Origin of the sequence: Mesorhizobium sp. M0019 (assembly GCF_040323975.1) — a bacterium.
In the GTDB taxonomy this organism is placed as follows: Bacteria; Pseudomonadota; Alphaproteobacteria; order Rhizobiales; family Rhizobiaceae; genus Mesorhizobium.
Window position 1 is genome coordinate 1 of record NZ_JAMYVK010000087.1, and the last position, 13,057, is coordinate 13,057.

Genomic DNA, 13,057 nt, shown 5'->3' on the forward strand with positions numbered 1-13,057 from the left:
CGGATGCCGCGGCGTGCGGTTTCGGTGAGATAGCCGGAGCGCGGGCCGCGGGCGGAGAAGGCTTGCGGATCGAGCCCGGCCTCGGCGATGCGCCGCTTTAGGATCAGATTGACGGCCTGCGCCGTCAGGGCGCGCCCTTCGAGATTGCCCCAGCGGTCGATGCCGGCGCCTCCGGCTCTGGCCAGGGCAGCGAAAATCCGGTGGCGGCGAGGGCCCAAGCCTCGAGATAGCCGAGGTCGGAGGCGAGCGCCCGCAGAGAGTTTGCGCCAATGCCTTCCTTGGCCAGATGGCGCAGCGTTGCGACGTCGTCTCGGTCAGGAGATCGGCCACAAAACCGCGGCGGTCGAAGGGCAGCACGGAATCGAGCGCGTCGAGGGCTTCGGCCCGCCTCGCGATGATTTCAGCATTCTGGATCTTGGCATTCTGCCCCGTCACTGGCTCGTTCTCGTCCGGTTGGCGCCGATTCTTTTGGAAAGCCGGAAAGCCCGTCGGGAACAAAGGAGTCCCGCAGATGACCGACACCGTCACCGCCGCCGCCGTCTCAAAAAATTTTGGCGCCTATCAGGATGCCGCGGTCCGCGACCCGGTAATCATCACCAAGAACGGTCGCCCGCGCACGATACTGCTGGCCTATGAGGATTTTGTCCGGCTGTCGAAGCGCGACCGGCGGGTCGATCTGACAGCGGAGCTCAGCGCGGATGAAATCGCTCCGGTCGAAGCCTCCGAAATGGAGCCGGTCTTGACCATCTTGACGACGAGCTCCCCGGCGCAAGACGCTTGATGGCAAAAAATGCCGCCGGCTGAAAGCAAGATCGGCTCTTTCGTATTCCTCTCAGGCGGGCGGTTTTGTGGTCATGTCAGGGGTCTTTCGTTTCGCCGCACGGAGCGGGGATCGCGACGCCTTCGGCGAGCGGCTGCGGCGAGCCTGCGGTCAAGCGTGGCAAGCGGAAGCTCGCTCTCGATGGTGAGCGCCAGAGAGCTGGCGTCATAGGCGATGAGCTGGTGGCGTGCCGCCAACGCCAAAATCTTGCCGTCCTGGCCCGCTCCGGCATCCTCGAGCGGCCGTCAAGACGACGCTGCGCGCTTCATGCCAGAACAGCGAAGGGACAAGAGCGGTCGCGCCTGGAAGCTGGGGCAGAGGGGCTTCGGCCGCCGCGTCATTCTCGTCGGGAAGCACCCAGGCGGCAGCAACCGAGACGTCGACGACGAACGGCGTCAGACGAGGATCGCTAATGACGTCCTTCGTCGCGCCAGGCCCTGACCTCCTCCTGCGTCACGGGCTTTGCACGGGCGCGCGCAGCCCTGGTCTCCTCGATTGCCGCCTCGACGTCGCTGCGGCGCGGAATCCGCGTCAGTTTGGCGATCCGATCGTTTGCCGCGGGCGATGGCAATGTCCTCGCCAGCTTCGACCCTGGCCAGCAGCTCGGAAAGGTGTGTCTTGGCCTCGCCGACCTTCACCGTGACGGTCATTGTTTCGTCCTCGTACGAGCTTCCTGCGCTGCGGCGCGCCGTGCGCTGTCGTCGATACGAGCGCTGCTTTGCCCAGCAATTGGAATTCTGCGCCACGACAGCGCCGATTTCGCCGGATGGTCAAGCCTTGGTCAAGGGATAAGCGGGAATTATCGATAGTGAGAAGGCCGCCAGAGAAAATCCCTGCAAGTCAACTTAAATGCCGGATAGCTTGACTATCGCTGAAGGGCGCAGCGGTACTCGGCAAGTCAATGGTCCTCGCTCGCCAGTTCTACGACCGCCGCCTCGCTGCAGAGCCGACGATGCTTTTTGTTAGGTTCGTGCCCAACCAAGAGCAGGGCTTTCGGTCGCAAATGCTACGGAGGCAGTAGGTTTCCCTCTTCCTTGGCCGCTTCGAGAAACGCCCTGCGGACCACTTCGGGTTTCACCTGATCGATCATGGCATCCATGCAGAGCTGCACTGCGCTATGCCACTTGGGGCCACGCTTGGTCCACTGCAACAGCTGCTCGGCGGCCCCTTCTCGACGTTGTTGCACTGATAGGCAATGCCAGCGCGGCTGGTCCTTACGGACACTGGCGGGGAGAACCAATGGAGCGACATTCGTACATAAGTGACGGCTTAACTAAGAGTTCCCTCAACCAAGCCCGGTTCGAGCAAGGATCGGGTAAACCGGCTCGGGACCCTACTCCTCCGGCCAGCTCTGTTGCGGAACCTATTCAGCGGCACCAAAGTTGGGGTGGAGGTCAGGAGTGTGCGATGAGTTCCAAAACCGGGGATGGTCGGCTCTCTTTCATTGAGTTTCAGTCGCCCACGCTGGTCGAGAACGCGCCTGAGGGCAGCGAATGGCTTCATGAGATCAAGTACGATGGCTACCGCACCGAACTGATGATTGAGGGCGGCAAAGCGCGAGCCTTCACGCGCCGTGGCTACGACTGGTCGCACCGATACCGACGAATGGTTCAAGCGGCGGCGGGCTTGCCGGTGAAGGCGGCGATCATCGACGGGGAGGCTGTCGTTCTCGGCGACAGCGGCCTGCCGGATTACCAAGCCCTGGAACGGGAGTTGGGCAATCCAAACTCGGCAAGGCTCATCTTCTACGCGTTCGACCTGCTGCACCTGAACGGCCGCGATCTACGACAGCAGCCGCTGGTCAAGCGCAAGGCAGCGCTGGAGAAGCTGCTGAAGGGCTCAGCGCCGACACTGACCTATGCCGAGCATCTGGAGGTGAGTGGCAAAGACGTGTTTCAACATGCCTGCCGGATGGGATTGGAGGGCATCGTCTCCAAGCGCACAGATGGCACCTATCGCTCGGGTATCCAGACCAGTTGGCTCAAGGTGAAGTGCATTAAGAGCGACACTTTTCCCATTGTCGCTTTCGTCGAGAAGCTCGCGGCTCACCCGCGCCGCATTGCATCGCTCTACATCGGCCGCCGCGAGGGCGGCCGACTGCTCTACGCCGGGAAGGCTCGCAGCGGCTACACCTTGAGCGTTGCTCAATTGGTTCGAGAGCGGCTCGACCCGCTGATCATCAGCAAGTCGCCTCTGTCAGAGCCCATTGTGAAGCCGAAGGCGACGTGGGTCAGACCAGACGTTCTGGCTGAGGTTCAATTCAGTGGCGTCACTGATCGCGGCGTGTTGCGCGAGGCAGTATTCAAGGGGCTGCGCGAAGACCTCGTGGCGATCCCGGCCAACCCTCCGGCGCCATCAAGGCGACGTGGGCCAGCCCAGGAACATGGCGTTCCCAGCGAGAACATCCTGCAACTGCTGCCCGACGCGGTCTCGCCCTCTAAGGAAGAGCTTGCGCGCTATTGGCAGAGGGTTGCCGATCACGCACTCGTCCATCTCGGCCACCGACCGCTGAAGCTGGTCCGCCATGCTCTCGGGGCAACTTTCTACCACAAAGGCGCGCTGCCGAAGATCCCAGCAGCCGTGCATCAGTTGCGCGTTCAGAAGCGCGAGGGTGGCGAAGGTGTGCGCGTGTGGGTGGACGACCTTGCCGGCTTGCTAGGGCTGGTCGAGATGGATGCTGTAGAGCTGCATCCTTGGAATGCCACCGTTGACGACATCGAGCATGCCGACCGCATCGTTCTGGACCTTGATCCGGGCGAGGGGGTCGAGTGGGATGAAGTCATCGAGACCGCGCTGGCTCTTCGCGACATCATGGAAGCGGAAGGTCTGGAGAGCTGGCCGAAGGTGACGGGCGGCAAGGGCATTCACTTGATGGCCCACCTTGAGACGAAGATCACGCACGATAGCGCCCGGCTCCTTGCCCGGTCGTTCGCCAAGCGCCTCGCTGAGGCCCATCCTGATCGTTTTCTGCTCTCCGCCGCGCCGGCAGCCCGAAAGGGCCGCATCTTCATTGACTATCTCCGCAATGGGCGCGGCAACACGGCGGTCGGGGCCTTCTCCCCACGAGCGCGACCTGGCTTCCCAATCGCTCATCCCGTGACCTGGAGCCAGGTTGAGGCAGCCATCCGTCCAGATGCCTTCACCATCGACCGTCCGTTCAGGGCAGCCGCCAGAAAGGCAGCGTGAGCATCAAGGGCCAGGAAGCGAAATCTCCGGCAGGGGATTTATTAGCAATGGGCGAAGACGCCCAGCGATTCCGCCAATCGCTTTCCTTCTGACCGGCGGCCAGGTGGCCGATTGCACCGCCGCGGATTTGCTCCTGGAACAGATGCGCAAGTGTCCGATCCTACATGGCGACAAGGGCTACGACACCAATGCCATCCGCCATAAGGTCGAGGGCAGAGGGACGATGCCGAACATCCCGCCGAAGGCTAACCGGCGCTGGAAAACTGCTTCTCACCCTTCCTCTACCGCGAGCGCAACGCCATTGAGCACATGTTCGGGCGCCTCAAGGATTTCCGCCGCATCGCCACTCGGTACGATCGGTCGGCGACGAACTGCCTTGCCGCCGTCTGCCTCGCAGCTACCGTCAGCTACTGGTTATGAGTGCGAGCCCGCCGATCATTCACAACGCCTTCCTCATCCGCAACAGTGGCACGCCCGCTCCGCCTCTGTTGTCGACGACTTCTTCAACCGCCTCAAAGCCGGATGACCACTTCGCGCCGATGTCGGCGATAGGAGCATCCTTTGCCTCCGCCCGGAAGCAGACGCCGGAGAACAACCATAGTGAACATCGAAGCTGGAGCCTGCGCGGAAGAGATCAAGCGTCAACTTGATGCTCGACGAGCGCGCAGCAACTAAGACGCCTGCCATATCGTCCCGTCGGGGTGCCATCGGTCCGACACCGACGGCTGGCGCGCACCCCTCTTTAGAGCTTGGATAGGTTTTGCCAATATCTATCGGAGAAAAGGAGCCGGAAAGTCATGACCGAGATCTGGCACTCACTCCTCGCCAATCTTGCGCTGGTCTCCATCCTGATCGTCGCCTGGGATCTTGTGGCGGACTTCACGGGGCGTCTCCGGCGGCGGGCACAGTCGCTGCTTCTCGGCGTGGTCATGTGCGTGGGCGCGATCATTTCCATGGCGACGGCTCTGTCCGTTTCCGGCTTCGTCGTCGATCTGCGGGCCGCTTTTGTCGGCGCCGCCGCGTTCTTCGGCGGGTGGCCGGCGTTGTTCATCGCCACCGCCGGCTCCATTGCCTATCGGCTCTATCTTGGCGGGCAGGGTGCCAGCGTCGGCATCGTGAGCATCCTGATCACCGCCGTCGTCGGTCTGGCATGGCACCACATCGTGGCGGCCCGGTCGCGCACCATGTTCGACATACTTGGCCTGGGCGTGTCGGTCGCCCTTGCCGGGCTGATCACCCTTCTGATCATCCCCCCGCAAGTCGCCGGCGGCTTTGTGCAGCAGAGCACGCTCCCGTCGCTGGTATTCCGTTTCCTCAGCACCTTCATCATCGGCGTGCTGCTCGATCGCCAGCAGCGGCGGCGTGATCTCGCCATGTCCAACATGATCTACCGGGCCATGGTCCGCGAGCTGCCGGATAGCCTCAACATGAAGGATGTCGACGGCCGCTTCATCGCGGCCAATCCAGCCACCGCCGAACTGGTGCGCGCCGCCTCGGTCGAGGACCTTATCGGCAAGACAGATTTCGATTTCTACCCCAAGGACGTGGCCGAGCGATTCCGGCAGGATGAAACGGGCGCGCTGGAGGCCGGGCAGACATTGCGCATCGACCAGCCCGCTCTCCTACCGGACGGCAGGCAGGGCTGGCTTTACACGCTGAAAACGCCTTTCCGCGACGAGGCCGGCAAGATCGCCGGCGTCATCACCTACAACCGCGACATCACCGAGCAGAAGCGCACCGCCCAGCTCAAGAACGATTTCATTTCCACGGTCAGCCACGAATTGCGCACGCCGCTGACGGCCATCCGCGGCTCGCTCGGCCTGATCGCGGCCGGCGTCGCGGGCGAACTGCCGCCCAAGGCCGCCAATCTCGTCATCATCGCCCACAACAACAGCGAAAGGTTGGTTCTTCTCATCAACGATATCCTGGATATGGAGAAGATCGAATCGGGCGTGATCGCCTTCAAGATCAAGCAGGTGGCTATCCGCCCGGTCTTGGAGCAGGCCATTGCCGCCAGTTCCAATTACATGGCCGAGAGCAGGATCCGCATCGTCCTGGTCGACGATGCCCCTCGCGCCGAGGCCAATATCGACCCGGACCGCCTGCATCAGGTGATGGCGAATTTGCTGTCGAATGCGATCAAGTTCTCCGATCCTGGCGGCACCGTGATGGTAAAGCTCCAGCGTCGCGACAGCGACATGCTGCGCATCTCGGTGATCGATCAGGGAGCGGGCATTCCCGAAGCGTTCCGCAGCCGCATATTTGGCAAGTTCGAGCAGGCCGACGCGTCCAGCACCCGCAAGAAGGGAGGCACGGGCCTGGGCTTGAGCATCGTCAAAACCATCATGGAAAAGCTGGGCGGGGCCGTATCCTTCGAGACAGAGGAAGGCAAGGGAACAGCGTTTCACGTCGAGCTTCCCGAAGCGCACAGGCAGGCCGAGAAGCCGGTTTTGGTCGAGCGCCGGGCGCGCAAGCGCGATGGCCGCCTGCGTGTCCTCATCTGCGAGGACGAGCCCGACGTCGCTGCGGTGATCGCAGCACTTCTCGATGCGGAAGGCTTTTCCAGCGACGTCGCGCCCGATATCGACACCGCCAAGGCGCTCCTGAGCTCCCGCGACTACGTGGCGCTGACGCTCGACATCAAGCTAGCGGAGGAATCCGGCATCAAGCTCTTCTACGAGATCAGGGCATCACCGGCGAATTCCGACATTGCGGTCATCGTCATCTCCGCTGTCGCCGACGAGGCCAAGCGCTCGCTGAACGGCAGCGCCGTCGGCATCGTCGACTGGCTGGAGAAGCCGGTGGATTCGAAACGGCTTCACGCCGCTCTCGCCAAGATCGTCGGCCGCAGGATCGAGCCGAAGCCGCAGATTCTGCATGTCGAAGACGATGAGGGCGTGCTTGCGGTGATGTCGGAGGGGCTGGGTTCGAGCGTCTCGATCACATCCGCAAAGACGCTGCAGGAAGCCCGGCAGGCGGTCGCTCGCCATCGCTTCGACCTGGTCATCTTGGACATCGCGCTTCCCGACGGATCTGGCCTCGACCTCCTCGTCGATCTGCCGCTCGAGACCGCGGTCATCGTGTTTTCGGCGGCGGAACTCGACCAGAAACTCGGCGACCGGGTGCAGGCGATCATGACCAAAACCAGGGCCTCCGAAATCGACGTCGCGAAGCTGGTCAGAAGCATGCTGATCGCTTCTCGCGACGGCAGCGCGCCGACCCCTGCCAAGGAGTGACGATGACGCCGGCAAGGATCCTGTATGTGGATGACGAGAACGATATCCGCGAAATCGCCCAGATGTCGCTCGAGCTCGATCCGGAATTCGAGGTGCGATCCTGCTCTTCGGGCATCGAGGCGCTAACCGATGCCGTCGATTGGCAGCCCGACCTCATCCTGCTCGATGTGATGATGCCGGACATGGACGGACCGGAAACGCTGACGCGCCTGGCCGATTCGCCGCTGACGGCATCGATACCCGTGGCGTTCATCACGGCGCGCACGCAGACGCATGAGGTCGAGCGCTATCTCGCCATGGGAGCGGTCGGGGTCATCGCCAAACCCTTCGATCCGCTGGCGCTTGCAGGCGAAGTAAGGAAGCTGCTCCCGCGGCGCGATGGCCCTGCCTAGGCGCGCAGGGCAAGGCGACGGCATGAAGCCTGTCGGCAAGCGCCGTTTGCCGTTTACGGCTCCTATACCGTGGGCCGATATTCATCTAGTGATTGTATCGAAATGCAACCGTCGCGAATCAGCTTTGTCTATGATCGCGCGGCGTTGGCGGGCGCGGGGAAAGCTGCGCGGAATTTCTGGCATGGACCACTTTGGCGGATGTCGGTTCATGGGTTGATCACTCCGGGGGGCGACGGAACCGGAGCAGGACTGGTGGATGGAGCGAAAGCAAGAGTTCTGATCTGCGATGATGATCCCTTGTTGCTCGAGCTGATGGAATTCAGGCTGAGGGCGAAAGGATACGAGGTCATCAAGGCGGTGGACGGGGCCGAAGCGCTGGCGAAGGCGGAGCAGGACCGCCCCGACATCATTGTGCTCGACGCGATGATGCCCAAGGCCGACGGCCTGGAGGTGCTGGCCCGCCTTAAAGCCGATCCGGCCCTGTCGGAAACTCCAGTGATCATGCTGACCGCCCGCAAGGCTGAAAGGGACATTGTCTCGGCCCTTGAGAAGGGAGCCGACGACTACCTGGTGAAGCCATTCATCCCCGAGGAGCTTCTGGCCCGGCTCGCGCGCCTGCTTGCGCGCAGAAGCGGGAAACACTGATGCGGCGCAGCCGGCGCGCAGCTCTGGCCGTATGCCTGATCCTGGCGATCGCTGCGCCTCCCGGCGCCGCGCTGGCGCAGACGGTCGACGAGCTCTACGCGTCCGGCGTCAAGGCCAGGCAAGCGCAGCATTTCGACGAGGCGGCGGACCTTTTCCGGCGCGCGCTGGCGCTCAAGCCCGACAATGCCGACGCCCTAGTGCAACTCGGCTTCGCCGAGCTCGGCCGCGACAATCTGCCGGCCGCCCGGCAAGCCTTTTCCAGGGCGCTGTCCCTTGCCCCGACCTATCGGGACGCCAGCTTCGGCATGGCCGAGGTCGAGTTCCGCTCCGGCAATCCGGATGCCGCGCTGCCGCTCGCCGAGAAGGTCGCGCAGGCCGATCCCGGCAATACCGACGCCGCAGCGCTTGTCGAGAACATCCGCAAGGCGAAGCAGGCTGCCGGCAGTGAGGCGAAACGGGCTCCCGCGGTTCCGGCGCGGGCAAAGAAACCGGCCAGCCGGCGGCTCGATCCCTTCGCCGGCCTGATGGAGCAGGGCAGGCGCCTGCGGGCGGCGGGAAAGCTGCCCGAAGCGGAGACGGTCTATCGCCGGGCGCTGAGGCAGGCGCCGAAGAACACCGACATCCTGGTCGCCCTTGGTCTTGTCGTCGGCTCCAGCCAGCGCTTCGACGAGGCGGGGCATTTCTTCGACCGCGCGCTTGCAATCAACCCCGGCCTTCTCGACGCGCGGCTGGGCAAGGTGCGCCTGGCGACCTGGCAGGGCGATGCGCCGCGCGCCCGGGCGCTGGTCGACGGCGTGCTTGCCTCGGCGCCGGACAATGTCGAGGCGCTCGACCTGAATGCGAGAATTGCTCTGCTCGAGGTCGACTACAGGCGCGCCAGGCAGTCGTTTCAGCGCGTGCTTGCGGCCGATCCGCGCAACGCCGACGCGCTGGTCGGGCTCGGCGATGTGCGCCGCGCCGAGGGTGACGACGACGCCGCGCGGGAAGCCTACCGCCAAGCGCTCGCCATCGAGCCAGGTTCTGCCGATGTCGAGCAAAGGCTGGCCGTGCCGCCGCCGCGCAAATGGCGGCTCGACCTCGGCGGCGAGGTGAGCGATCTCACCGATGGTCTCGGCGACTGGACCGACAGTTCGGCCGGCCTTGCCTATCGGCTGTCGCCGCGCACGACGATTTCCGGCCGTGCGCGGCTGGCCACCCGCTTTGGCCACACCGACGTCCAGGTCGAGGGCCACATCGACCAGGCGTTCTCGCCGGCATTCTCCGCCTATGCTTTGGCGGCGACGACGCCGGACGCCGACTTCCTGGCGCGCTATTCGATCGGCGCCGGCGGTTCGTGGCAGATCGTGGCGCCGGCAAAGGCGTTCGGCCCGTTGTCTCTGAACATCGACGCCCGCTACGACAATTTCGCCAACACAAATGTCACCAGCATCTCGCCCTGGGTGCAAGGCTATGTCCTCGACGGCCGCCTGGGGCTTTCCGCCCGCTGGGTGCATGTGCAGGACGATATCGGCACGCGCGCGGACGGCTATGTGCTTCGCGCCGACCTTGCGGTGACACAGCGCTTCAATCTGTTCGGCGGCTACGCGGACGCCCCCGAAATCTCCAACGGAACGCTGGTGCCGACGCGCACCGTCTTCGGCGGTATTTCCTGGGACGTCAGCGACCCGCTGACGCTGCGCGCCAGCATCGCGCATGAGCAACGCCCGACATTCGACCGAAGCATATTCGGGCTCGGACTGACCGCGCGGTTCTGACCATGTGGTACATCTGGGATCTGTCCATATTGCTCACCGCTCTTTCCCTGGTAATCATGCTGTTCCTGATCGCGCGCCGCGTGCTGCAGGAGCGCTGGGGCAGGGCTGGGGCCGACCAGCGGCGCCAGCTTCTGACGGCGCTGATCGCCTTCACCGAAAACCGCGACCGCGAGGCCCTGAAGGCAGCGGTGCTCGTGGTCCCGGGGGGCGTGGCGATCAATGCCGGGTTCGAGTTCATTTCGCTGCTGCGCGGCGAGGAGCACGACGACGTCCTTGCCGCCTTCAACGAATGCGGCCTGCCGGCCCTTGTCGGCAGGCAGCTGGAAAAAGGCAACGTGGCCGATCGCATACACGCGGCCGAGATGCTGGCGGCGCTGCGTTCGGAAGGTGCGGTGGCAAGCCTGCTTTCGGCGCTCGACCACGACCGTTCGCGCGAGGTCAGGATCGCCGTCGCCATCGCGCTCTGCGATCTCGGCAGCCTGCCGCCGCTCGGCATTGCGCTGCGCAAGATCGGCGTGGCGGGGCAGCGCTCGCGGCGCCTGATCGAGCTTTTCAGGCGCTTTCCGCCGGCGCGCCTCCACCAGCTCGCGGACCATGCGGCGCGTGTTGACGCCGTGCCCTTCATTCGGGCAGCCGCGATCGACGCGCTTGCCCGCGCCGGCGGCTTTCGCTTCGCCGATTTCTTCGCCCGCCTGGCCGGCGACGCATCGCCCGAGGTTGCCGCCGCGGCGCTGCGCGCGCTCGGCCTCACAGGACACGCCGACGCGCCGGCGATCCTGGCGACCGCGATGGCAAACGGCAACTGGGACGTGCGCAGCGCCGCCGCCGATGCCGCTGGCCGGCTCGGCCTGTCTGAACTCGCCCCGCCACTGGCCAGGCTGATGGACGATGAGGCGTGGAACGTGCGCTATGCCGCCGCCAATGCGCTGCGCTCCTTCGGCCAGCCGGGAGAGCGGCTGCTGCGCGAGATTTCCGACAGCGAGGTCTCGCGCAGCCAGCGCACCGCCTCGCTCATTCTTGCCGAGGGGCCGGCCTTATGATCGCCGACTGGAGCCACGAGATCGTTCTTGCCGCCACCATCGTGTCTTGGTTCATCATCGGATCGGGGCTGGCGCAGACGACGATCTATCTCCTGCAGCTCGCCGTCGCAGGCTATGCGCTTTCCAAGCGCCCGCCGGTGGCGCGCTCGGCGCTGCTCTGGCACCGTTATGGCGACGTCGCGCCGCCGATCGCGCTGCTGGTGCCCGCCTATAACGAGGCGTTGAACGTGGTAGAGAGCGTCCATTCCATGCTCGCGCTCCAATATCCTAATTTCGAGGTGATCGTTATCAATGACGGCTCGAAGGACCAGACGCTGCAGCGCCTGATCGAGGCCTTCAGGCTGGTGAAGTTTCATCGGCCCTATGAGGAGGCGCTCGCGCACAAGCCGATCCGCGGCCTCTATTCCTCGCCGATGACCGAGCGGCTGTTCGTGGTCGACAAGGAGAATGGTGGCAAGGCCGACGCCCAGAACGCCGGCATCAATGTCTGCCGCGCGCCGCTCTTCTGCGCGATCGACGGCGACTCGATCCTCGAGCCCGATGCGCTGATGCGCGCCGCCCAGCCTTTCATCGACGACCCCGAGCGCACCATCGCCGTCGGCGGCACGATCCGAATCGCCAACGGCTCGAAAATCGAAGCGGGCAGGGTGCGCGAGATCCATCTGCCGCGCCGCCTCCTGCCGCTGCTCCAGGTGGTCGAATATCTGCGCGCCTTCCTCATGGCGCGGCTTGCCTGGAGCCGCATCAACACGCTGATGCTGGTCTCCGGCGCCTTCGGCGTGTTCCGCCGCGCAGAAGTGGTGGCGGTGGGCGGCTTCACCAGAGGTTCGATGGGCGAGGACCTGGACCTCGTCATCAAGCTGCACCGCCATATGCGGGACGCTAGGCGCAAATACCGCATTCAGTTCATTCCCGAACCGGTGTGCTGGACGGAGGCGCCGGAAACGCTGAGCGTTCTCGCAAGGCAGCGGACGCGCTGCCAGCGAGGCTCGCTAGAATGCTTCTTCCGCCACCGAGCCATGCTCTTCAATCCGCGCTATGGCCGCGTCGGCTTCCTCGGCTTCGGCCACATCTTGATTGCCGACGTGCTGGGGCCCGTGGCGGAGGTGCTGGGCTACATCCTGATCCCGGCCTTCTGGCTGCTCGGCATCCTGTCGGCCGAATATCTTTTGGCCTTCACCTCGCTCATCTTCACCTATGGCGTTTGCGTCAGCGTATGCTCCCTCATCCTCGAAGAGGCCGAGCTCCAGCGCTTCCCGCGCGCCCGGGACCTGGCGGTGCTGACGGCGGTCGCCGTGATCGAGAATTTTGGCTATCGCCAGCTCAACAATTTCTGGCGCGTGAGGGGCTGGTGGCAATTCTTGCGGGCAGACCAGAACTGGGGCGAGATGACCAGGACCGGCCTTTCGGGCGCCAAGAAATAGGCATGGCCGGACGCATCATTGCAGCGTCCGCTCGATCTCCGCAACTAGCGCATCGAGCGCGGCTTCGGCCGCCGCTTCATCCCCCTTCTCGATCAGCAGCGTCTCCAGCGCGGACGCTCGCGCGCTGATCTCCGCAAAGCCGAACGTCCCCGCGGCCCCTGCCAGCGAGTGGGCGATCCTGACCAGTGAATCGCCGGAACCCCCGGGCAGGGCACCGCCCTCACGCGCGATGGTCTTCAGCTCCGCGAGTTGATCGTCGCAACGGGCAAGGAACCGTTGCCGCCAAGGGGAGAAAGGGTCGTTTGAGATGAGGCTGTGCTCCATTCCGGGATATCGAGGGTAATCAAGCAGAAAATGGCTTGGCTTGAAACGGACTGCTTGTCGCGCATGACCTCTTGTGAGAGGACCACGGTAGGCGCTGTTGACGCAAATGCGACTCCGCCAGCCGTGCAATGGCCTTCCGCTTTGCGCCGCTTGCACGAACATGAAGTAATCGCGGAAGCGGTGGCCACCTGAGATGTGGCGGCGATGTTCGAACATCTGGCCGGCTGGCTGTCCTC

The 13,057-nt window shown here is 64.3% G+C and carries 9 protein-coding genes and 5 pseudogenes; 9 read left to right on the forward strand and 5 right to left on the reverse strand.

Annotated elements, in window-relative coordinates; genetic code table 11:
• Both NKK47_RS33575 and NKK47_RS33580 read right to left on the reverse strand, forming a co-directional pair.
• A pseudogene (locus NKK47_RS33575) lies at positions 1–218 on the reverse strand (hypothetical protein); the annotation flags it as partial.
• Positions 167–414, reverse strand: a pseudogene (locus NKK47_RS33580) (integrase); the annotation flags it as partial. The pseudogenes NKK47_RS33580 and NKK47_RS33575, both read right to left, overlap by 52 nt.
• A gap of 97 nt (positions 415–511) precedes the next feature.
• On the opposite strand from NKK47_RS33580, the pseudogene NKK47_RS33585 reads away from it, so the two are divergent.
• Positions 512–804 (forward strand): annotated as a pseudogene (locus tag NKK47_RS33585) (type II toxin-antitoxin system Phd/YefM family antitoxin).
• A gap of 425 nt (positions 805–1,229) precedes the next feature.
• Here the strand turns inward: NKK47_RS33585 and NKK47_RS33590 are convergent.
• Both NKK47_RS33590 and NKK47_RS33595 read right to left on the reverse strand, forming a co-directional pair.
• Positions 1,230–1,470, reverse strand: a pseudogene (locus NKK47_RS33590) (type II toxin-antitoxin system Phd/YefM family antitoxin).
• Positions 1,471–1,826: 356 nt separating this feature from the next.
• A complete protein-coding gene (locus tag NKK47_RS33595) occupies positions 1,827–2,006 on the reverse strand; it encodes a DUF982 domain-containing protein (protein ID WP_352579749.1) in 180 nt (59 codons plus the stop codon).
• A gap of 221 nt (positions 2,007–2,227) precedes the next feature.
• On the opposite strand from NKK47_RS33595, the gene ligD reads away from it, so the two are divergent.
• From ligD to NKK47_RS33635, 8 genes and pseudogenes are all read left to right on the forward strand, one after another.
• Entirely contained in the window at positions 2,228–4,006 is a 1,779-nt protein-coding gene (ligD, locus tag NKK47_RS33600; protein ID WP_352579750.1) for a DNA ligase D, read from the forward strand.
• Between the two features lie 73 nt (positions 4,007–4,079).
• Positions 4,080–4,426 (forward strand): annotated as a pseudogene (locus tag NKK47_RS33605) (IS5 family transposase); the annotation flags it as partial.
• Positions 4,427–4,803: 377 nt separating this feature from the next.
• A complete protein-coding gene (locus tag NKK47_RS33610; protein WP_352579751.1) occupies positions 4,804–7,242 on the forward strand; it encodes a hybrid sensor histidine kinase/response regulator in 2,439 nt (812 codons plus the stop codon).
• Between the two features lie 2 nt (positions 7,243–7,244).
• Positions 7,245–7,634, forward strand: a complete 390-nt coding sequence (locus NKK47_RS33615) for a response regulator (protein WP_352579752.1) — start codon at positions 7,245–7,247, stop codon at positions 7,632–7,634.
• Between the two features lie 102 nt (positions 7,635–7,736).
• Complete coding sequence (locus tag NKK47_RS33620) at positions 7,737–8,279, forward strand: response regulator transcription factor (protein WP_352579753.1); 543 nt, start codon at positions 7,737–7,739, stop codon at positions 8,277–8,279.
• Positions 8,279–10,033 (forward strand): YaiO family outer membrane beta-barrel protein, encoded by a 1,755-nt coding sequence (locus NKK47_RS33625; protein WP_352579754.1) that lies wholly within the window; start codon positions 8,279–8,281, stop codon positions 10,031–10,033. The genes NKK47_RS33620 and NKK47_RS33625 overlap by 1 nt, the downstream gene beginning before the upstream one ends.
• Before the next feature lie 2 nt (positions 10,034–10,035).
• Positions 10,036–11,073, forward strand: coding sequence for a HEAT repeat domain-containing protein (locus NKK47_RS33630; RefSeq protein ID WP_352579755.1), 1,038 nt, complete (start codon positions 10,036–10,038; stop codon positions 11,071–11,073).
• Positions 11,070–12,497, forward strand: a complete 1,428-nt coding sequence (locus NKK47_RS33635; RefSeq protein ID WP_352579756.1) for a glycosyltransferase family 2 protein — start codon at positions 11,070–11,072, stop codon at positions 12,495–12,497. The genes NKK47_RS33630 and NKK47_RS33635 overlap by 4 nt, the downstream gene beginning before the upstream one ends.
• 15 nt (positions 12,498–12,512) lie before the next feature.
• On the opposite strand, the gene NKK47_RS33640 is transcribed toward NKK47_RS33635, so the two are convergent.
• The coding region (locus tag NKK47_RS33640; protein ID WP_352579757.1) for an Hpt domain-containing protein at positions 12,513–13,057 on the reverse strand (545 nt) is incomplete at its 5' end.